This is a genomic window from Bradyrhizobium sediminis (assembly GCF_018736085.1).
Lineage (GTDB): Bacteria > Pseudomonadota > Alphaproteobacteria > Rhizobiales > Xanthobacteraceae > Bradyrhizobium > Bradyrhizobium sediminis.
Window position 1 is genome coordinate 1 of sequence record NZ_CP076134.1, and the last position, 26,305, is coordinate 26,305.

21 protein-coding genes and 1 pseudogene are annotated in these 26,305 nt (G+C 65.5%); 17 read left to right on the forward strand and 5 right to left on the reverse strand.

The genetic code is table 11. The annotated features are described in order from the left end of the window. The 10 genes and pseudogenes from dnaA (at position 1) to KMZ29_RS00050 (ending at position 12,103) form a co-directional block, all read left to right on the forward strand. Entirely contained in the window at positions 1 to 1,434 is a 1,434-nt protein-coding gene (dnaA, locus tag KMZ29_RS00005) for a chromosomal replication initiator protein DnaA (RefSeq protein WP_215621929.1), read from the forward strand. Positions 1,435 to 1,758: 324 nt separating this feature from the next. Beyond that, positions 1,759 to 2,877, forward strand: a complete 1,119-nt coding sequence (gene dnaN, locus KMZ29_RS00010; protein ID WP_215621930.1) for a DNA polymerase III subunit beta — start codon at positions 1,759 to 1,761, stop codon at positions 2,875 to 2,877. 59 nt (positions 2,878 to 2,936) lie between these two features. Further along, on the forward strand, positions 2,937 to 3,224 hold the full coding sequence (locus KMZ29_RS00015; protein WP_215621931.1) for a GIY-YIG nuclease family protein: 288 nt from the start codon (positions 2,937 to 2,939) through the stop codon (positions 3,222 to 3,224). Between the two features lie 46 nt (positions 3,225 to 3,270). After that, positions 3,271 to 4,410, forward strand: a complete 1,140-nt coding sequence (recF, locus tag KMZ29_RS00020; protein ID WP_215621932.1) for a DNA replication/repair protein RecF — start codon at positions 3,271 to 3,273, stop codon at positions 4,408 to 4,410. 259 nt (positions 4,411 to 4,669) lie between these two features. After that, positions 4,670 to 7,111: a DNA topoisomerase (ATP-hydrolyzing) subunit B gene (gene gyrB / locus KMZ29_RS00025; RefSeq protein WP_215621933.1), complete on the forward strand. Its 2,442-nt coding sequence runs from the start codon at positions 4,670 to 4,672 to the stop codon at positions 7,109 to 7,111. A gap of 11 nt (positions 7,112 to 7,122) precedes the next feature. Beyond that, positions 7,123 to 8,424 (forward strand): UDP-N-acetylglucosamine 1-carboxyvinyltransferase, encoded by a 1,302-nt coding sequence (gene murA, locus KMZ29_RS00030; protein ID WP_215621934.1) that lies wholly within the window; start codon positions 7,123 to 7,125, stop codon positions 8,422 to 8,424. A gap of 59 nt (positions 8,425 to 8,483) precedes the next feature. After that, positions 8,484 to 9,905 (forward strand): MATE family efflux transporter, encoded by a 1,422-nt coding sequence (locus KMZ29_RS00035; RefSeq protein WP_215621935.1) that lies wholly within the window; start codon positions 8,484 to 8,486, stop codon positions 9,903 to 9,905. Positions 9,906 to 9,926: 21 nt separating this feature from the next. Next, complete coding sequence (locus KMZ29_RS00040) at positions 9,927 to 10,400, forward strand: DUF2867 domain-containing protein (protein ID WP_215621936.1); 474 nt, start codon at positions 9,927 to 9,929, stop codon at positions 10,398 to 10,400. An 81-nt stretch (positions 10,401 to 10,481) separates the two neighbouring features. After that, positions 10,482 to 10,658: pseudogene (locus KMZ29_RS00045) on the forward strand (2-hydroxychromene-2-carboxylate isomerase); the annotation flags it as partial. Between the two features lie 74 nt (positions 10,659 to 10,732). After that, positions 10,733 to 12,103 (forward strand): MmgE/PrpD family protein, encoded by a 1,371-nt coding sequence (locus KMZ29_RS00050; protein ID WP_215621937.1) that lies wholly within the window; start codon positions 10,733 to 10,735, stop codon positions 12,101 to 12,103. A gap of 10 nt (positions 12,104 to 12,113) precedes the next feature. Here the strand turns inward: KMZ29_RS00050 and KMZ29_RS00055 are convergent, their stop codons facing one another. Together KMZ29_RS00055 and KMZ29_RS00060 are read right to left on the reverse strand one after the other, a co-directional pair. Beyond that, the gene (locus KMZ29_RS00055; protein WP_215621938.1) at positions 12,114 to 12,677 is read right to left on the reverse strand and encodes a GNAT family N-acetyltransferase; all 564 of its coding nucleotides are present in this window, start codon (positions 12,675 to 12,677) and stop codon (positions 12,114 to 12,116) included. After that, positions 12,674 to 13,740 (reverse strand): IS630 family transposase gene (locus tag KMZ29_RS00060; RefSeq protein ID WP_215620268.1). Its coding sequence is split into 2 segments (ribosomal slippage): positions 12,674 to 13,251 and positions 13,251 to 13,740, totalling 1,068 coding nucleotides; the frame shifts between segments, so codons are not numbered across the junction. Before KMZ29_RS00060 ends, KMZ29_RS00055 begins: the two co-directional genes overlap by 4 nt. 266 nt (positions 13,741 to 14,006) lie before the next feature. Between KMZ29_RS00060 and KMZ29_RS00065 the strand changes: the two genes are divergently transcribed. From KMZ29_RS00065 to KMZ29_RS00080, 4 genes are all read left to right on the forward strand, one after another. Continuing rightward, positions 14,007 to 14,924, forward strand: coding sequence for a pirin family protein (locus tag KMZ29_RS00065; protein ID WP_215621939.1), 918 nt, complete (start codon positions 14,007 to 14,009; stop codon positions 14,922 to 14,924). A gap of 65 nt (positions 14,925 to 14,989) precedes the next feature. Beyond that, positions 14,990 to 15,907, forward strand: coding sequence for a phosphoribosylaminoimidazolesuccinocarboxamide synthase (locus tag KMZ29_RS00070; protein WP_215621940.1), 918 nt, complete (start codon positions 14,990 to 14,992; stop codon positions 15,905 to 15,907). A 53-nt stretch (positions 15,908 to 15,960) separates the two neighbouring features. Further along, positions 15,961 to 16,764, forward strand: a complete 804-nt coding sequence (locus tag KMZ29_RS00075) for a crotonase/enoyl-CoA hydratase family protein (protein WP_215621941.1) — start codon at positions 15,961 to 15,963, stop codon at positions 16,762 to 16,764. A gap of 2 nt (positions 16,765 to 16,766) precedes the next feature. Continuing rightward, complete coding sequence (locus KMZ29_RS00080) at positions 16,767 to 17,807, forward strand: alpha/beta fold hydrolase (RefSeq protein WP_215621942.1); 1,041 nt, start codon at positions 16,767 to 16,769, stop codon at positions 17,805 to 17,807. 170 nt (positions 17,808 to 17,977) lie between these two features. Here KMZ29_RS00080 and KMZ29_RS00085 read toward each other — a convergent pair whose 3' ends face one another. Beyond that, a complete protein-coding gene (locus KMZ29_RS00085; RefSeq protein ID WP_215621943.1) occupies positions 17,978 to 19,471 on the reverse strand; it encodes an NAD-dependent succinate-semialdehyde dehydrogenase in 1,494 nt (497 codons plus the stop codon). A gap of 179 nt (positions 19,472 to 19,650) precedes the next feature. Further along, positions 19,651 to 19,971 (reverse strand): hypothetical protein, encoded by a 321-nt coding sequence (locus KMZ29_RS00090; RefSeq protein ID WP_215621944.1) that lies wholly within the window; start codon positions 19,969 to 19,971, stop codon positions 19,651 to 19,653. Between the two features lie 315 nt (positions 19,972 to 20,286). On the opposite strand from KMZ29_RS00090, the gene KMZ29_RS00095 reads away from it, so the two are divergent. After that, the gene (locus tag KMZ29_RS00095; RefSeq protein WP_215621945.1) at positions 20,287 to 21,981 is read left to right on the forward strand and encodes an AMP-binding protein; all 1,695 of its coding nucleotides are present in this window, start codon (positions 20,287 to 20,289) and stop codon (positions 21,979 to 21,981) included. Between the two features lie 374 nt (positions 21,982 to 22,355). Here the strand turns inward: KMZ29_RS00095 and KMZ29_RS00100 are convergent, their stop codons facing one another. Further along, positions 22,356 to 23,357 (reverse strand): adenosine kinase, encoded by a 1,002-nt coding sequence (locus KMZ29_RS00100; RefSeq protein WP_215621946.1) that lies wholly within the window; start codon positions 23,355 to 23,357, stop codon positions 22,356 to 22,358. 172 nt (positions 23,358 to 23,529) lie between these two features. Here KMZ29_RS00100 and murJ point away from each other — a divergent pair, with 172 nt between their 5' ends. Next, positions 23,530 to 25,047 (forward strand): murein biosynthesis integral membrane protein MurJ, encoded by a 1,518-nt coding sequence (gene murJ, locus KMZ29_RS00105; RefSeq protein ID WP_215621947.1) that lies wholly within the window; start codon positions 23,530 to 23,532, stop codon positions 25,045 to 25,047. Between the two features lie 122 nt (positions 25,048 to 25,169). Next, positions 25,170 to 26,243 (forward strand): tryptophan--tRNA ligase, encoded by a 1,074-nt coding sequence (gene trpS / locus KMZ29_RS00110; RefSeq protein ID WP_215621948.1) that lies wholly within the window; start codon positions 25,170 to 25,172, stop codon positions 26,241 to 26,243. The last annotated feature ends 62 nt before the right edge of the window (positions 26,244 to 26,305 follow it).

Sequence of the window (26,305 nt, forward strand, 5' to 3'; positions counted from 1 at the left end):
ATGACAAATACGGAACAGGATCGCTGGTCACGCGTGAAGGGTCGGCTGCGCTCGAGCGTGGGAGAAGACGTCTACACAAGCTGGTTTGCGCGCATGGACCTGGAAGGCGTGCAGGATGAAAGCGTCCGGCTTTCGGTGCCGACGCGGTTTCTCAAGAGCTGGATCCAGGCCCATTACGCCGAACGCGTCCTCACCTGCTGGCAGGCCGAGATGCCGGAGGTGCACCGGATCGATCTCACGGTGCGCACCGCGATGCGCTGCGTGGCGCCCGCCAAGGAGGCCGCTTCCGCCCCGCTCGACGCGCGCCGTTCCGAGCGGTCCGACGGCCGTCCCGCGCCCGAATTGCGCGCCACCGCGACCGCGCCGGTCTCCGCCAGCCATGACGCCCTCGGCGGCTCGCCGCTTGATCCTCGCCTGACCTTCGGAAGCTTTGTCGTCGGCCGCTCCAACACGCTGGCGCATGCGGCGGCGCGTCAGGTTGCGGAGGGACGGCGCGGCGACAGCGTGATGTTCAACCCGCTCTACATCCATGCCGGCGTCGGGCTCGGCAAGACCCATCTGCTGCAGGCGGTGACATGGGCCGGCAATTCCGGCAGCGAACGCAAGGTGCTCTATCTCACCGCGGAGAAGTTCATGTACGGCTTCGTCGCGGCGCTGAAAACGCAGACTGCGCTGGCGTTCAAGGAGGCCCTGCGCGGCATCGACGTGCTGGTGATCGACGATCTGCAGTTCCTGCAGGGCAAATCGACCCAGGCCGAATTCTGTCACACCCTGAACGCGCTGATCGACGCCGGTCGCCAGGTCGTGATCGCGGCGGACCGTCCGCCGTCGGATCTCGAGAGCCTCGACGACCGCGTGCGCTCGCGCCTGGCCGGCGGTCTCGTCGTCGAGATGGGATCGCTCGGCGAGGAACTGCGGCTCGGAATCCTCAAATCGCGTGTCGCCGCCGCCCGCGCGCATCATGCGACCTTCGACGTGCCGGCGCCGGTGCTGGACTATCTTGCGCGCACCATCACCCACAATGGCCGCGACCTCGAGGGCGCCATCAATCGCCTGCTCGCGCACAGCAAACTCAACGCCCAGCCGGTGACGCTGGAGATGGCCGAGCGCGAGGTGCGCGACCTGATCCGTCCGCAGGAACCCAAGCGCATCAAGATCGAGGACATCCAGCGGGTGGTGGCCCGGCAATACAATGTCAGCCGCTCCGACCTGTTGTCTTCGCGGCGTACCGCGAATGTGGTCCGCCCGCGCCAGGTCGCGATGTATCTGGCGAAAACCCTGACGCTACGCTCGCTGCCCGAAATCGGCCGCCGCTTCGGCGGGCGCGACCACACCACGGTGCTGCATGCCGTTCGCAAGATCGAGGCCCTGGTCTCCAAGGACATTGCCCTCTCCGAGGAGGTGGAATCGCTGAAGCGTCAATTGCAGGAGTAGGATTTTCTCCGTCCCGTGACGGAGCCGCTTCAAATCGTCGTCCCTCCGCACGCCGGGACCCGGGCGCGCCTTTGCGATACAGCGGTCGATGGCTTCTGCATCGACAAGCGCCGGTGGCCATGAGCCCCGGCGCGCGGATTTCCCGGCAAAACGTGGGGAACGGCCCCGCCTTTCTCTTGCGCTCAAGGGCCATCCGCGCCACCTTGCGGTCCCCCCGCGGGTTTGGTCAAATCCAGCTCCGATCAGGCCTTTCGGGTTTCAAATGCCGCGGCGCGCCTTTTGGGCCGCCCGGCTTTTCCATCTTAGGATCAGGCGGGTATTGCAATGAAGGTTACCGTCGAGCGCGCGCAACTCCTGAAATCGCTGGGCCACGTCCATCGCGTGGTCGAGCGCCGCAACACCATTCCGATCCTGGGCAACGTGCTGGTCCGCGCTGAAAGCGCGCGGCTGTCGCTGAAGGCCACCGACCTCGACCTCGAGGTCACCGAGACGCTTCCGGCGGAGACCGCGACCGGCGGCTCGACCACGGTGCCGGCGCACATGTTCTACGACATCGTGCGCAAATTGCCCGACGGCGCCCAGATCGTGCTGGAGGGCGACGGCGACCGTTCGGTGCTGGCGATCCGCGCCGGCCGCTCGCGCTTCACGCTGCAGACTCTGCCCGAAAACGATTTTCCGGATCTCGCCGCCGGCGAGATGACGCATTCGTTCACGCTGGCCGCCGCCGACGTGAAGCGGCTGATCGACCGCACGCAATTTGCGATCTCGACCGAGGAGACCCGCTACTACCTCAACGGCATCTATCTGCACACCGCCGGCAGCGCCAAGGCAGCGACCTTGCGCGCGGTCGCGACCGACGGGCATCGGCTGGCGCAGATCGATCTGCCGCTGCCCAAGGGGGCGGACGGCATGCCCGGCGTAATCATACCGCGCAAGACCGTGGGCGAGGTGCAGCGGCTGATCGAGGACAACGAGGCCGAGGTCGGGATCGAGCTGTCGCAGGGCAAGATCCGCTTCACCATCGGCAATGTGGTGCTGACCTCGAAACTGATCGACGGCACCTTTCCGGACTACGGCCGCGTCATTCCGCAGAACAACGACAAGGAACTGATCGTCGACAAGAAGGATTTCGAGGCCGCGGTCGATCGCGTCTCGACGATTTCGAGCGAGCGCGGCCGCGCGGTGAAACTGGCGCTGTCCGCGGGCAAGCTGGTGCTGTCGGTGACCAACCCGGATTCCGGAAGTGCGACCGAAGAGCTCGAGGTCGAATACGCCTCCGACGCGCTCGATATCGGTTTCAATTCGCGCTATCTCCTGGATATCGCCGCCCAGATCGAGGGCGAGGTCGCGGTGCTGAAACTGGCCGATCCCGGTTCGCCGACGCTGGTGCAGGACAAGGATTCCAAGGGCGCGCTCTACGTGCTGATGCCGATGCGGGTGTAGGGAACCACAGCTAATACGTCATTGCCGGGCTCGACCCGGCAATCCATCAACTTCGAAAAATGACCTATTGGGTATACATCCTCGCCAGTAAACCCGGAGGAACGCTGTACATCGGCGTGACGAACAATCTGGTGCGGCGAGTCTACGAGCATCGTGAGGGCTTGGCCGAGAGTTTCACCAAGCGGTACGGCATCAAGACGTTAGTGTACTTTGAATCGCACGAAAGCATAGCTGCAGCGCTTCAACGTGAAAAGAACATCAAGCATTGGTCGCGCGAGTGGAAAATCGATCTGATCGCCGCGAGCAATCCGGATTGGCGAGATCTATACGAAGAAATTGTCCGCTAACGCGGACGATGGATTGCCGGGTCAAGCCCGGCAATGACGACAAACCATGACCGCCTCCCGCATCCGCCGCCTCAGCCTGACGCATTTTCGCAATTATCGCGCGGCGAGCCTTGCGACGCGCGGCGACATGGTGGTGCTGGTCGGTCCCAACGGCGCCGGAAAGACCAACTGCATCGAGGCGATCTCGTTTCTGTCGCCCGGACGCGGCCTGCGCCGCGCCACGCTCGACGATGTCGCCGACATCCAGGGCGACGGCTCCTGGGCGGTGTCCGCCGAGGTCGAGGGCGCGCTCGGGCTGGCGACGCTCGGCACCGGCATCGACCCGCCCGGCAGCGAGGGTGCTGCCACCAGCCGCCGCTGCCGGATCGACCGCGAGCCGGTCGGTTCGGCCACCGCCTTCGGCGACCATCTGCGCATGGTGTGGCTGACGCCCTCGATGGACGGATTGTTTCTGGGTGCAGCCTCGGAGCGGCGGCGGTTCTTCGACCGCCTGGTGCTGGCGATCGACTCTGAGCATTCCAGCCGGGTGTCGGCGCTCGACCGTTCCTTGCGCTCGCGCAACCGGCTGCTGGAGGTGCGCAATTACGACGACCACTGGTGCGACGCGATCGAACGCGAAACCGCGGAACTCGCCGTCGCGGTAGCGGCGATGCGCGGCCAGACCGTGACGCGGCTGGCCGCAATGCTGCGCGCTCGCGGCGAGGCGTCGGCATTCCCGTCCGCGCAGATCATGCTCGACGGCTGGATGGAAAACGCGCTGGTCAGCGAGCCCGCGACCTCCGTGGAGGACCGCTACCGCGAGATCCTGCGCGCCAGCCGCGCCCGCGACGCCGCCGCCGGCCGCACCCTCGACGGGCCGCACCTCACCGATCTGCAGGTGATCTACGCGCCGAAGAACATGCCGGCGCGCGACGCCTCCACCGGCGAGCAGAAGGCGCTCCTGATCGGGCTGGTGCTGGCGCATGCCAGTCTGGTCGCCGAGATGACCGGCATCACGCCGCTATTGCTGCTCGACGAGGTCGTGGCGCATCTCGATCCCGGCAGGCGCAAGTCGCTGTTCGACGAACTGGCAAAACTCGGCGCGCAGGTCTGGATGACCGGCGCCGACCCCGCGGCCTTCGCCGACATCGGTCCGTCCGGCGAGATTTTCGACGTCGATTCCGGCCGGATCGCGCGCCGGGCCTGACGATGCAGGCGGCCATCCCGCCGGCTCGACGGCCAGAAAAATCCCGGGATTCGGGACCGGGAATCGCCTTCCGAATCGCGCTTTTTGCGACACCCGGAATCGGCGTTCGGACGCCTTGAAAAACCCTCAAAAAATCCCATTTATTCAACAGCTTGCTGATAGAGACTTTGCGCTAGGCGCATGGCGCCTTTCATGGCACAAATAGGCCGATCAGCGCCTATTTTGCGCCGCTGATTCGGGACATCCTCGAAGGCCTCACATGACAGAACCTGCCCGGCAATCGATCGCCGACACTGAGCATTCCGTTCCCATCGAATACGGTGCGGAATCGATCCGGGTATTGAAGGGCCTTGACGCCGTGCGCAAGCGGCCGGGCATGTATATCGGCGACACCGATGACGGTTCCGGCCTGCACCACATGGTCTACGAAGTCGTCGACAACGCCATCGACGAAGCGCTCGCCGGCCATGCCACCGCGGTGGAAGTCGTGCTCAACGCCGACGGCTCCGTCACCGTGCGCGACGACGGCCGCGGCATTCCCGTCGATATCCACAAGGGCGAAGGCATTTCCGCGGCCGAGGTCATCATGACCCAGCTGCATGCCGGCGGAAAATTCGACCAGAATTCCTACAAGGTTTCCGGCGGTCTGCACGGCGTCGGCGTCTCCGTCGTCAACGCGCTGTCGGAGAAGCTGCAGCTGCGGGTCTGGCGCGACGGCAAGGAGCACTTCATCGAGTTCGCCCATGGCGACGCGGTGGCGCCGCTGAAAGTGGTCGGCGACGCCCACGGCAAGCGCGGCACCGAGGTGACCTTCCTCGCCTCCAAGGAGACCTTCACCAACGTCGAATACGACTTCGCGACGCTGGAGCATCGGCTGCGCGAACTCGCGTTCCTGAATTCCGGCGTCAACATCGTGCTGTCCGACATGCGCCACGCGGTCGAGAAGCGCGAGGAGATGCGCTACGACGGCGGCGTCATCGAGTTCGTGAAGTATCTCGACCGCAACAAGAAGCCGATGGTGCCCGCGCCGATCATGATCAACGCCGAAATGAACGGCATCGGCGTCGAGGCGGCGCTGTGGTGGAACGACAGCTATCATGAGAACGTGCTGTGCTTCACCAACAACATCCCGCAGCGCGACGGCGGCACCCATCTGGCGGGCTTCCGCGGCGCGCTGACGCGCCAGGTCAACGGCTATGCCGACGCCATCGCCAAGCGCGAAAAGATCGCGCTGACCGGCGACGACTGCCGCGAGGGCCTGACCGCGGTGCTCTCGGTGAAGGTGCCAGATCCGAAATTCTCCTCGCAGACCAAGGACAAGCTGGTTTCCTCGGAAGTGCGGCCCGTGGTCGAAAACGTGCTCAACGAGGCCCTCGCCGCCTGGTTCGAGGAACATCCCGCGGAAGCCAAGACCATCGTCGGCAAGGTGGTGGAAGCCGCCGCCGCCCGCGAGGCCGCGCGCAAGGCCCGTGAACTGACCCGGCGCAAGGGCGCGCTCGATGTCGCCTCGCTGCCCGGCAAGCTCGCCGACTGCCAGGAAAAAGACCCCGCCAAATCGGAACTGTTCATCGTCGAGGGTGACTCGGCCGGCGGCAGCGCCAAGATGGGCCGCAACCGCGAATTCCAGGCGGTGCTGCCGCTGCGCGGCAAGATCCTCAACGTCGAGCGCGCGCGCTTCGACAAGATGCTCGGCTCCGAGCAGATCGGCACGCTGATCACCGCACTCGGCACCGGCATCGGCCGCGACGATTTCGACCTCTCCAAGCTGCGCTATCACAAGATCATCCTGATGACCGACGCCGACGTCGACGGCGCGCACATCCGGACCCTGCTGCTGACCTTCTTCTTCCGACAGATGCCGGCGCTGATCGAGGGCGGCTATCTCTATATCGCGCAGCCGCCGCTCTACAAGGTGACGCGCGGCAAGTCCGAGCAGTACCTGAAGGACGAGCGCGCGCTGGAAGATTACCTGATCGAGACCGGCCTTGACGACTGCGTCTTCAAGCTGGCGTCGGGCGAGGACCGCAAGGGCCGCGACCTGTTGGCGCTGGTGGAGGATGCCCGGGTCATCCGCGCCACGCTGCACAATCTGCACAGCCGCTATAACCGCAAGGTGATCGAGCAGGCGGCGATCGCCGGGGTGCTGAGCCCGAAGGTCACCGGCGACGTCGCCACCGCCAACGCCGCTGCGGACTATATCGCGCGCCGGCTCGATGCGCTGGCCGACGAGGTCGAGCGCGGCTGGACCGGGCGCTTCATCGAAGGCCAGGGTTTCCAGTTCGAGCGCACCGTGCGCGGCGTCAAGGACGTCGCCATGATCGACGACGCGCTGCTCGGCTCGGCTGACGCGCGCAAGCTCGACGACTACGCCGCCAAGCTGCAGGAAGCCTATCCGAAGCCGGGCCTGCTGCGCCGCAAGGACACCGAAACCGCGATCCACGGGCCGGTCAGCCTGTTCGAGGCAGTGACCGACGCCGGCCGCAAGGGCGTGGCGCTGCAGCGCTACAAAGGCCTCGGCGAGATGAACCCGAGCCAGCTCTGGGAAACCACGCTCGACACCAACGAACGCTCGCTGCTGCAGGTCAAGATCAAGGAGGTCGACGAGGCCGACGACATCTTCACCAAGCTGATGGGCGACGTGGTCGAGCCGCGGCGCGAATTCATCCAGGATAATTCGCTCAGCGCCAATGTGGACGTGTGAGCGGCCATCAGGTGCCACCCCTTCAATACATCGTTGAAGGCGGCCACCGGCTGGCGGGCACCATTGCGCCCGCCGGCAACAAGAATGCCGCGTTGCCGATCATCGCTGCGGCATTGCTGACCGAGCACCCGGTCACGCTCGAGAACGTCCCCCGCATTCGCGACACCGAGACGCTGGTGGAGCTGATCCGCTCGGTCGGCGCGTCCGCCGAATGGCGAGAGCGCAATACGCTGGCAATCCATGCCAGGAGCATTCGCGCGGCCGACCTCGATCCGGAACTATGTGCACGAATCCGTGCCTCGATCCTGCTGGCGGGGCCGCTGCTGGCCCGCTGCGGCGAGGTGATGCTGCCGCCGCCCGGCGGCGACGTCATCGGCCGGCGGCGTCTCGATACGCATCTGCTGGCCTTCGAGCAGCTCGGCGCCACCGTCACCGCCACCCACCGGCTGGAATTTCGCGCCACGCGGCTGAAGGGCGCGGACGTCTTTCTCGACGAGCCCAGCGTGACGGCCACCGAGAACGCGCTGATCGCCGCTGTCGGCGCTCATGGCGCCACCTACCTGCGCAACGCCGCCTCCGAGCCGCATGTGCAGGACCTCGCGCATTTCCTGGTCGCGCTCGGCGCGCGCATCGAAGGCATCGGCACCAACACCATCATCGTCCATGGACCGGCGACGCTCGGCGGCGCCACCTATTCGATCCAGCCTGATCACATCGAGGTCGGCTCGCTGATCGGACTGGCCGCTGTGACCCGCTCGCCGCTGCGCATCGCGCGGGCCGGCGTCGAGCACCTGCGCTCGATCCGGATGGGCTTCGAGCGGCTTGGCATCGTCTGCGGCGTCGAGGGCGACGATCTCGTGGTGCCGTCCGGACAGACCATGAAGATCCACGATGATTTCGGCGGCCACGTTCCGAAGCTCGAGGATCAGCCGTGGCCGGCCTTCCCGGCGGACCTGATGTCGATCGCCATCGTGACCGCCACCCAGTGCGACGGCGTGATCCTGATGTTCGAGAAGATGTTCGAATCGCGGATGTTCTTCGTCGACAAGCTGATTGCGATGGGCGGGCGCATCGTGCTGTGCGACCCGCACCGGGCGATCGTGGCGGGGCCGAGCCGGCTGCGCGGCGCGCTGATGACCTCGCCCGACATCCGCGCCGGCATGGCGATGCTGCTGGCCGCGGTCTGCGCCGAGGGCGTCAGCACCATCAACAACGCCGACCAGATCGAGCGCGGCTATGAACGCATCGACGAACGCCTCAACGCGCTCGGCGCCAGGATCACGCGGGTGCCGGAGCGGACCCGCGACACCTGATCAAAACATTGGGACCGCGCCGCCACGCTTTCGTCCAGCGGTAATGCTAATGTCGCGCCATGACATCCCTTGATGAAATCCGGCGAGCGCCGGTCGCTACGGCAGCCTCCGGCCATCACCTCGCCGTCGAACTGACCGAGACGCTGAAGCTGGCGGTTCCGATCGCGCTGACCCAGCTCGGGCAGATCGCGATGATGACGACCGATCTGGCCCTGATCGGACGCCTCGGCGACGAGGCCGTCGCCGCCGCGGCGCTGGCGAGTTCGGTGTTCTTCATCACCTTCACCTTCGGCATGGGGCTGGTATCCGCCGTGGCGCCGCTGGCCGCGCAGGCGTTCGGCGCCCGCAATCCGCGGATGGTGCGGCGTTCGCTTCGCGTCGGGCTTTGGGCGGCGCTGCTGATTTCCCTGCCGTTGATGGCTCTGCCGCTCTACGGCGAGCAGATCCTGTTGACCCTGGGTCAGGCGCCGGCGACCGCGCGACGCGCGCAGGAATATCTGCTGGGCCTCGCCTGGGGCATTGCGCCGGCGCTGTGGTTCCTGGCGATCCGCGGCTTCATGGGCGCGGTCAACCGTCCGGAGCCGGGCCTGTGGATCACGCTGGCGGCGATCCCCGCCAATGCCGTGCTGGTCTATCTCCTGATCCATGGCGAATGGGGACTGCCGCGGCTGGAATTGTTCGGCGCCGGGCTTGCCACCACGATGATCAATTTCGGCATGTTCCTGGCCGGCCTCTGGTTCGCGCATGGCCGCCGGCCGTTCAAGAAATACCACGTGCTGGGCCGGATATGGCGCGTCGACTGGCTGCTGATGCGGCAACTGGTGGTGATCGGCGCGCCGATCTCGATCTCATTCCTGCTGGAGTACGGCCTGTTCGCCGCCGCAGCGCTGCTGATGGGCCTGATCAGCACCACCGCGCTGGCGGCGCATCAGATCGCGCTGCAGGTCACCGCCATCCTGTTCATGGTGCCGTTCGGCATCGGAATAGCGGCGACCGTGCGGGTCGGGCATGCCGTCGGCCGCAACGATGCGCCGGCGGTCAAGCGGGCGGGCCTGGTCGCGACCACGCTCGGCATTGTCCTGGTGTCCAGCCTGACGCTGGCCGTGATCCTCGCCCGGTTTGCGATCGCGCGATTCTTTCTCGGCGAGGGGGTGGAAAGCGGAGGCGTCGTCATCGAGCTCACCGCGACGCTGCTGATGGTCGGCGCGACATTCTTCGTCGCCGACGGCATCCAGACCGTCGCGGCAGGCGCGCTGCGCGGCATGAACGACACGCGGATCCCGCTGTTGTTTGCCGCGATCAGCTACTGGCTGATCGGATTCAGCGCCGCCTACGGGCTTGCCTTCTGGACCGGGCTCGGCGCGGTCGGCGTCTGGATCGGGCTGTCCTGCGGCACCGCGCTCTATGCCCTGCTTCTGGTCTTGCGTTTCCGGCGGCTTGCGGGGCATCTGGAACGCGCAAGAATGGTTGCCGTGAATTGAAGCGAACCGCAGAGGCTGGACATGAAGGTCCGCGAGGTCGATCCCGACGTTGACCCCGGCGCGTTGCTGCCGGGCGCGCAGTTCATCGACGCCTACCGCATCGCGGTTGAGGATGCCGCCCTCGACGCGCGGCAAGCGGCGGAAAGAATGCTGGCGCGTGGGCCGCCCTGGATCGATGCCCTGCTGAGCCTGCGCAATCTCATCGTGGCGCCGCTCGGCCTGAAGACCTCCGCGCCGAACCAGAGCGGCACCGCCGACATCATCGGGCTGTTTCCGGTTCTGAGCCAGACGCCGGATCGCCTGGTCGCGGGCTTCGACGACAAGCACCTGGATTTCCGCGTCGTGGTCGATGTCGCAGGCTCCGGCGGCAGCCGGAATGTCACGGCAACCACATTGGTCCTGACGCACAACCTGCTCGGCCGGGTCTATCTCGCGACCATCCTGCCGTTTCACCGGCTCGTCGTCCGCGCCATGCTGCGGCAGGTTGCAGCCTGAGCCCGGCACTTCGCGCGATCGCATGGACGCGCTGCCCGGTGCGTGCTTTGTTCCCGCCAGCCAATCACGCTGACCGGGTCATCGGCCGATCCCGACCGCCATGAGCAGGTGATATCGGGCAATGAACAGGCCCACGCCGCCTCCGGCCACTGGGGCGTGCCGACTTTCGCGTTCGAGAACGAGCCGTTCTTCGGACAGGACCGCATCGATCTCCTGATCTGGCGCATGGAAAGCAAGGGTCTGACCCGCCGCAGCTGATGTTGACGGCACGCCACGGCAGCCGTACCAAAAGTCCGCATACAGGAACGCGCAAGAACAAACGAGGCAACGCCATGGCCCATGAAACCGCGACGCTGGCCGCTTATGTCGCCAACCTGAAATTCGCCGATATCCCGCAGGAGGTGCTGGCGCGCGCCAAGGTGCTGACGCTGGACTTCCTCGGCAGCGCCATCCGGGCGCGGCGCGACGCGGAATCGACGCCTTCGCTCGTGAAAATGCTCGAAGCGCTGGCGCTCGACGGCAAGGGCGAATCCACCGTGTTCGGAGATGCCAAGACCTGGACGCCGGCGGTGGCGGCGCTGCTCAACGGCGCGCTCGGCCATTCGCTCGATTTCGACGACACCCATGCGGATTCCTCGCTGCATCCGAGCGCGCCGGTGGTGCCGGCCGCGTTCGCGGTCGGCGAACTCGTCGGCGCTTCCGGCCGCGACGTGCTCACCGCCATCGTCGCCGGCTATGAGGTGTGCTGCCGGCTCGGCAACGCGCTCGATCCGACCTCGCATTACGCGCGCGGCTTTCACCCCACAGCGACGGCGGGAACCTATGGCGCTGCAGCGGCGGCGGCAAAACTGTTTGGATTGTCGAAAGAGCAAATCGTCTCCGCATTCGGCGTCTCCGGCAGCCAGGCCGCCGGCTCGCTGCAGTTCCTGGTCAATGGCGCCTGGAACAAGCGTTATCAGGTCGGCGCCGCGGCGATGAACGGCGTGATCGCGGCCACATTGGCGCGCAACGATTTCATCGGCTCCTCCGAATCGATCGAAGGCAAGCATGGTCTTTTGGTCGGCTACAGCGACAATCCCCATCCCGACAAGGCGGTCGCCGACCTCGGCAAGACTTATGAGACCATGAAGATCGGCGTAAAACCCTATCCGAGCTGCCGCTACACCCACGCAGCCCTCGATGCGCTGATCGCGATGCGCCGCGAGCACAATCTGACGCCGGACCAGATCAAGCGCGTCGAGATCGGCTTGCATCGCAACGGCATCACGCTGACCGGCGACGCCGCCACCAAGCGGCATCCGACCTCGATCGTCGGCGGACAGTTCTCGATGTTCTTCACCGGCGCCGTGGCGCTCGACCAGGGCCGCTTCGGCTGGGACGATTACGATAAGCTCGGCGACAAGGCCGTGGGTGCGCTGGCCGACAAGTTCGACGTGGTGCAGGACGATCGCCTCGAGGCCGGCCGTACTCATCCGTTCGGCGCCCGCGTCTCGATCACCACCGACGACGGCGTGCACGAGCGGCTCTATGCCGATCCTTCCGGCGAGCCCAATTCGTTCCCGGACGCACAGGCGATGCAGCAGAAGTTTCTCACCCTCGCCCGTCCGGTGCTGAACGGCCGCGCCGACCAGCTTGCGGATGCAATCCTGTCGCTGGAACGGTTCGATCGCGTCGAGAAGGCCACGCAGCTCGGCCGGCAATAGGCCGCCGCCGTCAACCCGCCCACGTCTCGCGCCGGGTGACCCATACATCCGCGGTGTGGCCGAACAGTTCGATCTCGCGCTCCGGCGCCGCGCCGAGCCGGCGCGCCACGCCCTGCGATGCGACGTTCTCGCGGTCGATGCAGTGGATGATCCGGTCGAGTTCGAACGTGGCAAATGCCCAGTCGATCGAGGCCCGCGCCGCTTCGGCGGCATAGCCCTTGCCGCGAAATTCGCTGGCAATGCCCCAGCCGACTTCAAAGCCCGGCCAGGCCGGCGGAAACCACGGCCCGACGCGGCCGGCGAATTTGCCTGAGGATTTTTCCTCGACCGCGAACATGCCGGCGCCGTGCAACGTCCAGTGCCCGGCCATCACGACAGTGTGACGCCAGCCGGTCATTTCATCCAGCACCGGCTTGCCATCGACGGTGATGAACCGCGCGGTCGGGGGATCGGCCAGCATTGCCGTGTAGGGCGCGATATCGGCGCTGCGCCATTGCCGCAGTATCAGCCGCGGCGTTTCGATGACGGGACCGTCCGATGGGGCGGGCGTTGCGCCTAATACCAACGGCCTCAAGGAATGACCGTCGCCCAGGTTCTGGATGTGATTGAGGCAACGCGCTCGGGGTCGTCGGCGAAGAAGCGCCAAGCAGCGCAGGATTTGTCGACAATGTCGTCGTAGCTTTCGAACACGGTGATGGCGAGTTTGTTGCCGCGCAGATATTCCCAGACATTCTCGACCGGGTTCAGCTCTGGAGCGTAGGGCGGCAGGCGGACGAGCGTGATGTTGCTTGGAACGGAGAGACGCGCCGCGACGTGATAGCCTGCGCCATCAATGACGAGCGCAGCATGTGCTCCCGGCGCAACACGGCGGCCGATTTCGGCCAGATGCATGGACATGGCATCGGTATCGGCGGCGGGCAGGACGAGCGCCGCCGTAGCTCGGCGTTGCGGACAGACGGCGCCAAAAATGTAAGCCCACTCGTAGCGTTGGTCGCGTGGCGCACGAGGCCGTGTTCCTCGCTTGGCCCAGACGCGGGTCAGCGTCCCTTGCTGGCCGATGCGGGCTTCGTCCTGGAACCAGATTTCGATGGGTTTGTCTTTCGCGCGGTCGGGGAGTTGCGCCGCGACCGTTGCGGCAAAGTTTTTTTAAAGGCCTCCTGGGCTTCTTCGTCGGCCTGCGGATGGCGCGGACGCACCGAGAGCCGGCGGTAGCCGAGCTTCGCCAGCACCTTGCCGACCGAGCGTTCATGCAATGCGACGCCAAAGCGCCGTTGCAACTCGTCGCGCAAATCCACGCGCCGCCAGCGCACTACCCCATGGCGAGCCGGATCGGGCCCGGCCTCAACCAGCTTGGCCAGTTCGGCTTGCTGCTCCGCTGTGAGTTTTGGCGTGGGACCTGGCGTCTTCAAATCGTGCAGGCCGTCCAAGCCCTCAGCGTTGTAGCGATGCACCCAATCCCGCAGGGTCTGGCGATCCATGCCGCAGCTCTCCGCCGCCGACTTGCGATCCATCCCATCGAGCACCATCGCAAGAGCCAACATCCGCCGTGCTGCTGAACCATCCTTCTCCCGGCCCGCCGCCGCACGAAGGTCCTTTGCCGTCAAATCAAGCCGTAGGATCCTAACCGCTCCACCCATCGATGCTGCTCCTCTCAAAAGCAAACATCGAGTCAGAGTTTCTCTGATTTGGGAATCCCAAAATGAGTCAAAAGCCGCGGCCGTTGGTATAACTTGGTAGAAACGAGCATCGGTTCCCCCCAATTTTATCGAAGGCTCGTCGCGGCGAAGCCCTTGTGAGATGCTTACCGCCGTCATTGCGAGGAGCGCAAGCGACGAGGCAATCCCGCGCTTGGACTACTCCGGAGATTTCCTGCTATGATCGCCGCAAAGATCACGGAGTTCCCATGAGCTGGCTCCCCTCCAACGATCCCGTGCTCGGCGATCCCCTGTCCTGCGACGCACTCGAACTGGTCATCGTGCCGCGCACCCGCGATCTCGGCGACGGATTCGAGGTGCGCCGGGCGCTGCCGCACGGCAAGCGCCAGATGGTCGGGCCCTTCATCTTCTTCGATCATTTCGGACCGGTGCAGTTCATGTCCGGCAAGGGCATGGACGTTCGCCCGCATCCGCATATCGGTCTCGCCACCGTCACCTACCTGTTCGACGGCTCGATCATGCACCGCGACAGCGAGGGCAACATCCAGGAAATCCAGCCCGGCGCGATGAACCTGATGACGGCCGGCCGCGGCATCGCCCATTCCGAGCGGACGCCGGACGTGCAGCGCGCCAGCGGCCAGAAAATGCTGGGCCTGCAGAGCTGGATCGCCTTGCCGGCGGCTTCCGAGGAGATCGCGCCGTCGTTCCAGCATTACGCCGCCGCCGACCTGCCGAAGGTAAGGGATCGCGGCTTCACCGCGCGCGTTATTGCGGGCCAGGCGTTCGGCGCGACATCGCCGGTCAGCATGGTGTCGCCGTGGTTCTATACCGAGGTAACCGCGGAACAAGGCACGACCCTGCCGCTCGATCCCGACCACGAGGAACGCGCGATCTACCTGGTCGACGGCGAGATCGAAATCGCCGGCGATCGCTATCAGGGACCGCGGCTGCTGATCTTCCGGCCCGGCGACCGCATCACCGTCAAGACCGTCGGGCCGACCCGGATGACGTTCCTCGGCGGCGACGCGCTGGAAGGGCCGCGCCATATCTGGTGGAATTTCGTCTCCTCCTCCAGGGAGCGGATCGAACAGGCCAAACAGGACTGGAAAACCGGCCGTTTCGCTCACGTTCCCGACGAACACGAGTTCATTCCGCTGCCGGAGTGAGCTATCCCCTATGCTCGCTTCCCTCGCGCGCCCGCCGGGATCGTTCCACCTTTGAAAGTACGCCGATGACCACCATGCTCGCCAGCGACCTGCCCCTTCCCCGGATCGGGCGCGGCAAGGTCCGCGATATCTACGCCGTCGGCGACGACCGCGTGCTGCTGCTCACCACCGACCGCATCAGCGCGTTCGATGTCGTCATGGCCGAGACCATTCCGATGAAGGGCGCGGTGCTGACGCAGATCAGCGCCTGGTGGTTCGAGCTGCTCGAAGGCGTGGTGCATCATCACATGATCAGCGCCGACGCCGACACCATCATGTCAGAGGTACCGGCGCTGCAGGGCCATCGCGCCTCGCTCGCCGGCCGGGCGATGCTATGCAAGCGCACGGAAGTGTTTCCGATCGAATGCGTGGTCCGCGGCTATCTCTCGGGCTCGGCCTGGAAGGAATACGCAGCCCAGGGCACGCTGGCAGGCGAGAAGCTGCCGCCGGGCCTGCTGGAAAGCGCCAAACTGGAGCCTGCGATCTTCAGCCCGGCGACCAAGGCCGAGACCGGCCACGACGAGAACATCACGATCGCGCGGATGCGCGAGGTGCTCGGCGACGAGGTGGCCTACGAGCTGGAGAGCATGAGCCGCGCCGTCTACACGCTCGGCGAAAAAATCGCCCGCGAGCAGGGCATCATCATTGCCGACACCAAATTCGAATTCGGCCGCGACAAGAACGGCCACATCATCCTGATCGACGAGGTGATGACCCCCGACAGTTCGCGGTTCTGGGCGGCGGATGCCTACAAGCCCGGCCAGCCGCAGCCGAGCTTCGACAAGCAGCCGTTGCGCGATTATCTCGACGCCGAGCGCCGCGCCGGCCGCTGGAACGGCGACGCCCCACCGCCGCCGCTGCCGGCCAGCGTGGTCGACGCCACCAGCAAGCGCTATCTCGAAGCCTATCGCCGGATTACCGGAAGCGAACTCAGGATTGCTTAAGTCGGACCTCTAATGCCAAGCTCCCCGGCAGAAAAAATGACAGGGAGCGCCGCATGACCGAGACCGACACAGTTCTGGTCGAACGCGATGGACCGGTGACCATCGTCTCCATCAACCGCCCGCATTGCCGCAACGCCGTCGACGGCGCGACTGCGCGCAAGCTGTTCGATACGTTCAGGGCTTTCGATGCCGATGCCGAGGCGTCGGTCGCGGTGTTTACCGGCACCGGCGGCCATTTCTGCGCCGGCGCCGACCTCAAGGCGGTGGCATCGGGCGATCCCAACAAGAAGCGCGAGATCGGCGGCCACGATTCGATCGCGCCGATGGGACCGAGCCGGCTGCGGCTGTCGAAGCCGGTGATTGCGGCGGTCGAAGGCTATGCCGTGGCCGGCGGCATGGAACTGGCGCTGTGGGCCGACATACGCGTGGTCGCCGAGGACGCCACCTTCGGCATCTTCTGCCGCCGCTTCGGCGTGCCTCTGATCGATCTCGGCACCATCCGGCTGCCGCGGCTGATCGGGCATTCGCAGGCGATCGATCTCATTCTGACCGGACGCCCCGTCGGCGGCCCGGAGGCGCTGCGCATGGGGCTTGCCAACCGCCTGGTGCCCAGGGGCGAAACCCGCGCGCAGGCGATTGCGCTGGCAAAACAGATCGCGGCCTTCCCGCAAACCTGCATGCGCGCCGACCGGTTGTCGGCGCTGCGGCAGTGGGACCTCGAAGAGGAAGACGCCATCGCCAACGAAATGCGCGGCGGGCTTGAAGTCATTGCCTCAGGCGAGACGCTGTCCGGCGCGGCGCGCTTTGCGTCCGGCATCGGACGTCACGGCGCGTTCGGCGGAGATGGCAGGAAGTGACGATGCTGCAGCCTCCCTCCACTGACGTGAAAACCTTCGTCACCGGCGATTTCCGCCTGCAAAGCGGCATCGTCATGCCGACCGTGACCATCGCCTACCGGACGCTGGGGGTCCTTGCGCCCGACCGCGACAATGTCGTGCTGGTCACCCATGGCAACACCAGCGGTCCGCAGATGATCGATCCCTTGGGATCGACCGGCGAGGGAAGCTGGAACGAGATCGTCGGCCCCGGCAAGGCGGTCGACACCAACCGTTTCTTTGCGATCTGTCCCAACATGCTGGGGTCGTCCTACGGATCGACCAATGCGGCGAGCATCGATCCCGCGACCGGCAAGCCCTACGGGCCGCGGTTTCCCGACATCACCGTGAGCGACATCGTCGCCACCCAGCGCGCGCTGCTCGATCATCTCGGCATCGGAAGGCTGGTTGCGATCGTCGGCCCGTCCTATGGCGGCTTCCAGGCCTTCCAGTGGGCGGTGAACTATCCCGGCATGATGAAGGGGATTGCCGCCATCGTCACGTCTCCTGTGGTGCCGCGCGAGCGGTCGGAAGGAAATGTGGCGCGCCTGCTCGCCACCCTATCGCAGGACCCGAACTGGAACGGCGGCGACTATTACGATCGCGGCGGCGTGCTGGAGACCATGACCCAGATCCGCATCGCCACGCTGAAAAACTACGGCATCGAGACCCGCCTGCGCGATACGATGTCCGATCCGCAAGCGATCGAGGCGGCGATCCGCGACGAGTCGGCGCGATGGGCAACGGGGTTCGATGCCAATTCGCTGATCATCCTGGCGAAGGCGCTGAGGGGTTTTGATGTGACCGCGCAATTCGGCAGCATCAAAGCGAAGATGCTTTATGTATTGTCCCGCACCGACAAACTGTTTCCGCCGGAGCTTGCGCCCGGCGTGATGCAGGCGCTCAAGGCCGCCGGCGTCGACGCCGATTATTTCCTGCTCGACAGCGAATACGGCCATTCGGCATCCGGCCTCGACGCGCATAAATGGGCGCCGCGGCTGCGGGAGTTTATGGACGGGCTGTGACATCGCTTGAATAGAGCAAACTTCATCCGCCGTCGTCCCGGCGAACGCCGGGACCCATACGCCGTGCCGTTGACGGTTACGGGAAGTGCAAGCGGCCTTGTTGAAGCCCCCCGCTCCTGCAATAGACGACCGGGATTACGGGCCCCGGCGTTCGCCGGGGCGACGGCAGGTTAAATCCCCGCCATCATCACGTATTTGATCTCGACATATTCTTCGATGCCGTGATGCGAGCCTTCGCGCCCCAAGCCCGATTCCTTGACGCCGCCGAACGGGGCGACCTCGGTGGTGATCAGGCCAGTGTTGACGCCGACCATGCCGGACTCCAGCGCTTCGGCGACCCGCCAGACCCGGCCGAGATCGCGCGAATAGAAATACGACGCCAGACCGAACGGCGAGTTGTTGCACATCGCGATCACATCGGCCTCGTCCTTGAACCGGAACACCGGCGCCATGGGGCCGAAGGTTTCTTCCTGCGACACCAGCGCATCGGGTGCGACGTTCGCCAGCACCGTCGGCTCGAAGAAAGTGCCGCCGAGCGCATGGCGCTTGCCGCCGGTGACGATCTTGGCGCCGCCCTTGACCGCATTCGCGATGTGCCTCTCGACCTTGTCGATCGCATCCATGTTGATCAGCGGGCCCTGCGTCACGCCTTGCTCGGTGCCGTCGCCGACCTTCATCGCGGCGGCCTTCTTCGACAGCTTCTCGACGAACTGGTCGTAGATGCCGTCCTGGGCATAGAGGCGATTGGCGCAGACGCAGGTCTGGCCCATGTTGCGGTATTTCGAGACCATGGCGCCTTCGACAGCGGCATCGATATCGGCGTCGTCGAACACCACGAACGGCGCGTTGCCGCCGAGTTCGAGCCCGAGTTTCTTCACCCCGACAGAAGCCTGCCGGTACAGGATTTTCCCGACCTCGGTCGAACCGGTGAAGCCGACGAAGCGCACCGCGGGATGTTCGCACAAGACCTTGCCGATCGGCGGCGCATCGCCGGTGATGATGTTGAACACGCCCTTGGGCACGCCGGCCTTCTCGGCCAGCACTGCGAGCGCCAATGCGCTGAGCGGCGTTTCGTTGGCGGGTTTGAGCACCACGGTGCAGCCGGCGGCCAGCGCCGGCGATACCTTGCGGGTGATCATCGAAGACGGGAAATTCCACGGCGTGATCGCGCCGCAGACGCCGATCGGCTGCTTGATCGCCAAGAGCCGCGCATCCGGCCGCTGCGCCGGAATGGTTTCGCCATAGACGCGACGGGCCTCCTCGGCGAAAAATTCAACATAAGCGCCGCCGATATCGACCTCGCCGAGCGCTTCGGCGAGCGGCTTGCCCTGCTCGGAGGTCAGGATCAGCGCCAGGTCTTCGCGGTTGGCGATGATCAGCTCGAACCATTTGCGCAGGATATTGGAGCGCTGTTTGGCGGTGAATTTCGCCCAGGCCGGAAATGCGCGCTGGGCGGCTTCGACCGCGTGCGTGGCATCCGCGGCGGTCATCTGCGGCACTTTCGCAAGCGCTGCGCCGGTGGCCGGGTTGTTCACGGGATAGACCGGCGCGCCGACCCAGGCGCCGTCGATATAGCAGTGCTCGCGCAGCAGCGACGGATCCTTCAGGCGGTCGCGCAGCGATGGCGCGGAGGCTTGCGGTGTACGTGCGGCAGCGGTCGTCATGGCGTCACTCCCCGGGATGTTTCTTGGCCTTGGAGCCGAATATAGGCGCAAACGAGTCGGGATGCATCGACTCGTCGGCCAACCCTACCCGTCATTCCGGGATGGTCCGAAGGACCAGACCCGGAATCTCGAGATTCCAGGTTCGATGCTTCGCATCACCCCGGAATGACGGGCTCAAATCAGGCCGCGCCGCTCATATAGGTTTCGCGGCGGCCGATCATGCGCTCCGCGGCGGCCTTGGCGGCGGCCTTGGAGGACGTCGCACAGGTACGGTATTCGAGGTCGGGCGTGACTTCGGGCTCGCGCCGTCCGAACCAGGACTTGGACCCGACCGGCAACAGCGCCAATGCCTGCGCCACATTGTCGACCGCACCGAACGAGTGCAGCGCACCGGTGCCGGCAATGCGGACTTCATAGATGCCCGGGGTGATCGGCGCCTCGATATTTTCGCCGCGCCCGGCCCGGGGATATCTTTTCCATTCGCTCCAGGTCGAGATCATCTTCGTCCCCCCGCAACCCAAAAGTCACTACCATTTTCACTAAAACGTGCAGTCCGGCGACGTCAAATTGTGCCGTATTTCAAACGCTTTACTGCCAAAACGGTTCCCCGGCGCGGGATCGATTTTGCGAACATATCGCGGATATCCGGGGCGGTCATGGGAATTGCAATCCATCCACCGCAAAATCTGGCCGGGTGTTGCACTTCAGTCGCGCTGTCATGTGCCCCATCCCGCCGGCAGCCACCAGCGCGGGCGGCTCTCGCTTGCGAGACGCGGCCCCGAGGTGGAAGATCGCCGACGCATGGAGGGACGAACATGTCAGAATCAGCGGACAGCTATGTTTGCGGCGTCGCGGATGCGCCGCTGCTGGGCGAAACCATCGGGCACAGCCTCGACAAGGCCGTGCGGCGCTGGGCCGACCGCGAGGCGCTGGTTTCGCCGAGCCATGACGTCAGGTGGACGTGGCGGGAACTGGCGCAGCGCGTCGATGCGCTGGCGGCGGGCTTTCTCGCGCTTGGGCTGGAGCGCGGCGCGCGGATCGGCGTCTGGTCGCTGAACCGGCCGGAATGGACGCTGACGCAGTTTGCCGCCGCCAAGGCCGGGCTCATCCTGGTCACCATCAATCCCGCCTACCGTCTCAGCGAACTCGAATTCGCGCTGGCCAAGGTCGGCTGCGCCGCGATCGTGACGGCGACCGCGTTCAAGACCTCTGACTACATGGAGATGCTGAACACGCTGATGCCCGAACTGGCAACGGCCCGGCCGGGCGAATTGCATGCGGCGCGGCTGCCGCAACTGCGCATGGTGATCCAGGTCGGCGGCCCGGTATGTCCCGGCACGATTCCGTTCGAGCAAGTCGCCGGCATGGGCGGCGCGCGTCACCGCGACGCGCTCGCGGCCCTGGCCAAGACCCTGCAGTTCGACGATGCCGTCAACATCCAGTTCACCAGCGGCACCACCGGATCGCCGAAGGGCGTCACGCTGACGCATCACAACATCCTCAACAACGGCTATTTCGTCGGCCGCGCGATGCGCCTCACGGAGCAAGACCGCATCTGCATTCCGGTGCCGCTCTATCACTGCTTCGGCATGGTGATGGGCAACCTCGCCTCCGTCACCTCGGGCGCCGCCATGGTCTATCCCGGCGAGGGATTCGATCCGCTGGTGACGCTGCAGACCATCGAGCGGGAAAAATGCACGACGCTCTACGGCGTCCCCACCATGTTCATCGCCGAACTCGACCATCCCGACTTCGCCAAATTCAACCTGTCGTCGCTGCGCACCGGCATCATGGCCGGCGCGCCCTGCCCGATCGAGGTGATGCGGCGCGTCAACGAAGAGATGAACATGCGCGAAGTCACCATCGCCTACGGCATGACCGAAACCAGCCCGGTCAGTTTCCAGAGCGCCACCGATGACCCGCTGGAGCGACGCGTTTCCACCGTCGGGCGGATTCATCCGCATGTCGAGGTCAAGGTCGTCGATCAGGAAGGGCGCATCGTGCCGCGCGGCGAACGCGGCGAACTCTGCACCCGCGGCTACAGCGTGATGCTGGGCTATTGGGACGAGCCCGAAAAGACCGCCGACGTGCTCGACGCCTCGGGCTGGATGCACACCGGCGATCTCGCCGTGATCGATCAGGAGGGTTACTGCAACATCGTCGGCCGCATCAAGGACATGGTGATCCGCGGCGGCGAGAACCTCTATCCGCGCGAGATCGAGGAGTTCCTCTATCGCCACCCCAAGATCCAGGACGTGCAGATCTTCGGCGTCGCCGACGATCGCTACGGCGAGGAGCTGTGCGCCTGGATCCGGGTGCGGTCCGGCGAGGCGCTGACCGCCGACGAGGTGCGCGCCTTCTGCCAGGGCCAGATCGCCCACAACAAGATTCCGCGCTACGTCGAATTCGTCGACGAATTTCCGATGACCGTCACCGGCAAGATCCAGAAATTCCTGATGCGCGACGCGGTCGAGGCCAAGCTCGGGCTGAAGGCGGCGAAGACGGCGTGAGGGGCTAGCGACCGTCATTGCGAGGAGCACTTGCGACGAAGCAATCCATCTCGCCGCGCAATGAAAGAATGGATTGCTTCGCTGCGCTCGCAATGACGAGGCTCCATTCAAACGCACCTTCGCGTTCTCGCGGCGCGATTCGCCCGAGGTTTGCCAAGAATCTTCGCGCCTTGAAATCAGGGCGCAGGGAATGGTCTTAGGGCTTATGCCGCACCCTCCCCGGCGACTTGCCGAAGGCGGCTTCGCAGACTGAACTCGCTGCGGCTCCCCCTCACCCGAAATTCGCTCTCGCGAATTTCGACCTCTCCCCGCATCCGCCTTCGCCCGAAGGCGGGCTTCGGCGGACAAGAGCGGGGAGAGGTAAAGAAAACGCGCTAAACCGGCAGCCCATTCTGCTGCGCCAGTTCCTTCAGCGAGGCCTGCGGCCGCGCGCCGATGTGCTGGATGATTTCGGCTGCGGCGAGCGCGCCGAGGCGGCCGGCGTTCTCGTATCCGGCGCCGCGCGCAAGGCCGAACAGGAAACCGGCGGCGAACAGGTCGCCGGCGCCTGTGGTGTCCACCATCCGGTCGATCGGGAATGCGGGCACTGCCGTCACGCCGTTCTTTGAGACCACCACGCAGCCTTTCTCGCTGCGGGTGACGATTCCGAGTTTCGTGTCGCTGCGCAGCTGCGTCAGCGCGGTGTCGAAATCCGAGGTCTGGTACAGCGAATGCAGTTCGGCCTCGTTGGCGAAAATCAGGTCGACCGTGCCTTTACGCATCAGATCGAGAAATTCGTCGCGATAGCGATCGACGCAGAACGAATCCGACAGCGTCAGCGCGACCTGGCGGCCGGCGTCATGGGCGATGGTCGAGGCCTTGACGAAGGCTTCCTTGGCGTTCTTCGGATCCCAGAGATAGCCTTCGAGGTAGATGACACCGGATGCCGCGATCTGCGCGGCGTCGATATCGCCCGATGTCAGTTCCTGCGCGGCGCCGAGATAGGTGTTCATGGTGCGCTCGCCGTCCGGCGTCACCAGGATATAGGAGCAGCCCGTGGCGGGGCCGTCGGCCGCCGGCCGGGTCTCGAACGCCACCCCGGCGGCGCGGATGTCGTGGGTATAAAGACGGCCGATCTGGTCGTCCTTGACCTTGCCGACATAGGCCGCCCGGGCGCCGAGATTGGCGAGGCCGACAATGGTGTTCGCCGCTGAGCCGCCGGACATTTCGGTGGCCGGGCCCATGTCGCGGTAGATCGATGCGGCACGGGCCTCGTCGATCAGCGCCATGCCGCCCTTGGTCATGCCGTGATGGCCAAGAAATCCCTCGTCGGTCTGCACCAGGATGTCGAAAATCGCATTGCCGATCCCGAGAACGTCGTATTTCGCTGTGGTCATCGATCAGTCCTGTTGCGGCAATTGCGAATGGCGCGGCCTATCACGATCGACCCTGCACCAGCAAGCGACGAGCTGTTTGTTTGAGCATGATCTCCGCGCAGACGCGTTCCGCGTTTGTCGCGAGGGAAAACCGGTGCCCACTTTTCCGGATCATGCTCTATAGAAGCCCTGCATGATCCGCTCCTTCCTCACGGTATCCTCGGGAACGCTGGCCTCGCGGCTGCTCGGATTCGCGCGCGATTCGATGATTGCGGCGCTGCTCGGCGCCGGCCCCGTTGCGGACGCCTTCCTGGTGGCGTTCCAGGGGGTCAATGTCGTGAGACGGCTGCTGACCGAGGGGGCATTGAACGCAGCATTGGTGCCGGCCTGGCTGCGCGTCCGCGAGGCCGAGGGCGCGAAAGCGGCCGCCGCCTTCGCAGGCCGCGTGCTCGGCACCGTCAGTGCTGCATTGGTGGCGGCGACGGCGCTGCTCGGCCTGTTGATGCCGCTGGTGATGACCGCGCTGGCGCCGGGCTTTACCGGGACCGCGACGCTGCAACTCGCCGTCGACGACGCCCGCCTGATGCTGCCTTATCTCGCCTTCGCGGGACCGGTCACGGTCATGATGGCGCTGTTGAATGCGCAAGGCCGCTTCGCGCTGACGGCGTTTTCGCCTGTCTTGTTCAACATCGCGCTGATCGCGATCATGGCGGCGCTGCTCGGCCGGCGGCAGGATGCCGTCGATGCCGCGCTGATCGTGGCCTCCACGGTCGGCATCGCCGGGCTGCTGCAATTGCTGATCCTGCTGCTGCGCCGGGGCGGCGGCGTCGCAACGCCGCTGCGGATCGCGTTCGACCCGCAGATGCGCGGGTTTCTCGGCAAGGCGATCCCGGGCATGATCGCCAGCGCTTCGCCGCAATTGCTGGTCGTCGCCGGCGCGGTGGTCGCGTCGTCGTCGCCGTCTTCGGTGTCGTGGCTCTATTTCGCCAACCGTTTGATCGAGCTGCCGCTCGGGCTTGTCGGCGTCGCCATGGGCACCGTGCTGATCCCCGAGCTGACGCGCGGCATGCAAGGGGAGAAAAGCAGCGCCATCGCGCACGCCGAATCGCGCGGGCTCGAACTATCGGTCGGGCTGGCCCTGCCGGCGATGCTGGGATTGATCGCGCTCGGCGAACCGATCGTGCGGATGCTGTTCCAGCACGGCGCCTTCACGCCAGCCGATACCGCTTCTACCGCGCAGGCGCTGATGTGGCTGGCGCTCGGCCTGCCGGCGCACGTGCTGGTGAAGGCGCTGTCGCCGGCGTTCTTCGCACGCGAGGATACGCTTTCGCCGCTTTTCGCAGCGCTCAAGGGGATGGCGGTCGCGATCGTGCTGGCCGTGGTGCTCGGCCGGATATTCGGCGCCGGCGGCATCGCGGCCAGCATCGCGCTGGGGGCCTGGAGCAGCGCGTTCAGCCTGATCCGGCGCGGGGCCGCGACATTCGGATTCTCGATCGATGCCGCAGCGCGCCGGCGGCTGCCGCGCATCGTGGCGGCGGCTTTTGCGATGGGCGGGCTGTTGTGGCTGACGGCGACGCAGGCGTTGCCGCTGGCCGCGAACGCGCATGGACTTGCGCAGGCCGCGCTGCTGGGCGGGCTGATAGCCGGCGGAATCGCGATTTACGGCCTGCTTCTGGCCCTGTTCGGCGTCACCAGTTGGGCCGTGCGGTGACCGCGATCCGGCAAACCAGGGCTCCCGGCTTGCGCGACTGAGGCCCGCATGGCAAACGACGGCGCGTCGCGCCTATTGGCAAACGACGGCGCGAAACGAATGACATCCGCGGGAAGCTGACAATGGCGATGGTTGAACGGGTATTTTCGGGCGTCCAGCCGACGGGCAATCTGCATCTCGGCAATTACCTCGGCGCGATCGTCAATTTCGTGAAGCTGCAGGAAACCCACAACTGCCTGTATTGCGTGGTCGATCTGCACGCCATCACGCAGCCGGTGGAGGTGTGGGGCGGCCCGGCCGAGCTCGCGCGCAACACCCGCGAGGTGACCGCGGCCTTCATCGCCTCCGGGATCGACCCGAACAAGCACATCGTCTTCAACCAGAGCCAGGTCTACGAACACGCGGAACTGGCCTGGATCTTCAATTGCGTGGCGCGAGTCGGCTGGCTCAACCGCATGACGCAGTTCAAGGACAAGGCCGGCAAGGATCGCGAGGCCGCGTCCGTCGGACTTTACGATTATCCGGTGCTGATGGCGGCCGACATCCTGGTGTATCGCGCCACCCACGTGCCGGTCGGCGAGGACCAGAAGCAGCACCTCGAACTGTCCCGCGACATCGCGCAGAAATTCAACAATGATTTCGGCGAATCGATACGCCGCCATGGGTTCAACGACGGCCTGTTCTTTCCGCAGCCGGAACCGCTGATCACCGGGCCGGCGACACGGGTGATGAGCTTGCGCGACGGCACCAAGAAGATGTCGAAATCGGATGCGTCCGACAATTCGCGGATCAATCTCACCGACGACGCCGACACCATCGCGCAGAAGATCCGCAAGGCGAAGACCGATCCGGAGCCGTTGCCGTCGGAGGAAAAAGGCCTTGAGGCGCGTCCCGAAGCCGACAATTTGGTCGGCATCTATGCCGCCCTTTCGGGCCGCAGCAAAGCCGACGTGCTCCGCGACTTCGGCGGCGGGCAGTTCTCGAGCTTCAAGAATTCGCTGGTGGAACTCTGCGTATCCAGGCTGTCGCCGATCGCCTCCGAGATGAAGCGGCTGGTGGCGGACCCCGGCCATGTCGATTCGATCCTGGTCGACGGTGCCGACCGCGCCCGCGCCATCGCCGCCGAGACCATGCAGGCGACGAAAGATATCGTGGGTTTCGTCAGCCGGCGCTCGGTTTCCACGCCCTTGCCCTAATTGACGCAGCGCACAGCTTTCCCGCAGCGGCTTGTGGAGCATGGCTGCGCCGTGGCAGCATG

What these genes read in the sequence shown, in the direction of transcription:
- gyrB (WP_215621933.1), top strand. Translation starts at nt 4,670, where the DNA reads ATGACAGAACCTGCCCGGCAATCGATCGCCGACACTGAGCATTCCGTT.
- KMZ29_RS00080 (WP_215621942.1), top strand. Translation starts at nt 16,767, where the DNA reads ATGCTGCAGCCTCCCTCCACTGACGTGAAAACCTTCGTCACCGGCGAT.
- KMZ29_RS00035 (WP_215621935.1), top strand. Translation starts at nt 8,484, where the DNA reads ATGACATCCCTTGATGAAATCCGGCGAGCGCCGGTCGCTACGGCAGCC.
- KMZ29_RS00070 (WP_215621940.1), top strand. Translation starts at nt 14,990, where the DNA reads ATGACCACCATGCTCGCCAGCGACCTGCCCCTTCCCCGGATCGGGCGC.
- recF (WP_215621932.1), top strand. Translation starts at nt 3,271, where the DNA reads ATGACCGCCTCCCGCATCCGCCGCCTCAGCCTGACGCATTTTCGCAAT.
- KMZ29_RS00050 (WP_215621937.1), top strand. Translation starts at nt 10,733, where the DNA reads ATGGCCCATGAAACCGCGACGCTGGCCGCTTATGTCGCCAACCTGAAA.
- KMZ29_RS00090 (WP_215621944.1), bottom strand. Translation starts at nt 19,971, where the DNA reads ATGATCTCGACCTGGAGCGAATGGAAAAGATATCCCCGGGCCGGGCGC.
- KMZ29_RS00075 (WP_215621941.1), top strand. Translation starts at nt 15,961, where the DNA reads ATGACCGAGACCGACACAGTTCTGGTCGAACGCGATGGACCGGTGACC.
- KMZ29_RS00040 (WP_215621936.1), top strand. Translation starts at nt 9,927, where the DNA reads ATGAAGGTCCGCGAGGTCGATCCCGACGTTGACCCCGGCGCGTTGCTG.
- KMZ29_RS00095 (WP_215621945.1), top strand. Translation starts at nt 20,287, where the DNA reads ATGTCAGAATCAGCGGACAGCTATGTTTGCGGCGTCGCGGATGCGCCG.
- KMZ29_RS00065 (WP_215621939.1), top strand. Translation starts at nt 14,007, where the DNA reads ATGAGCTGGCTCCCCTCCAACGATCCCGTGCTCGGCGATCCCCTGTCC.
- KMZ29_RS00015 (WP_215621931.1), top strand. Translation starts at nt 2,937, where the DNA reads ATGACCTATTGGGTATACATCCTCGCCAGTAAACCCGGAGGAACGCTG.
- murJ (WP_215621947.1), top strand. Translation starts at nt 23,530, where the DNA reads ATGATCCGCTCCTTCCTCACGGTATCCTCGGGAACGCTGGCCTCGCGG.
- trpS (WP_215621948.1), top strand. Translation starts at nt 25,170, where the DNA reads ATGGCGATGGTTGAACGGGTATTTTCGGGCGTCCAGCCGACGGGCAAT.
- KMZ29_RS00085 (WP_215621943.1), bottom strand. Translation starts at nt 19,471, where the DNA reads ATGACGACCGCTGCCGCACGTACACCGCAAGCCTCCGCGCCATCGCTG.
- KMZ29_RS00100 (WP_215621946.1), bottom strand. Translation starts at nt 23,357, where the DNA reads ATGACCACAGCGAAATACGACGTTCTCGGGATCGGCAATGCGATTTTC.
- dnaN (WP_215621930.1), top strand. Translation starts at nt 1,759, where the DNA reads ATGAAGGTTACCGTCGAGCGCGCGCAACTCCTGAAATCGCTGGGCCAC.
- dnaA (WP_215621929.1), top strand. Translation starts at nt 1, where the DNA reads ATGACAAATACGGAACAGGATCGCTGGTCACGCGTGAAGGGTCGGCTG.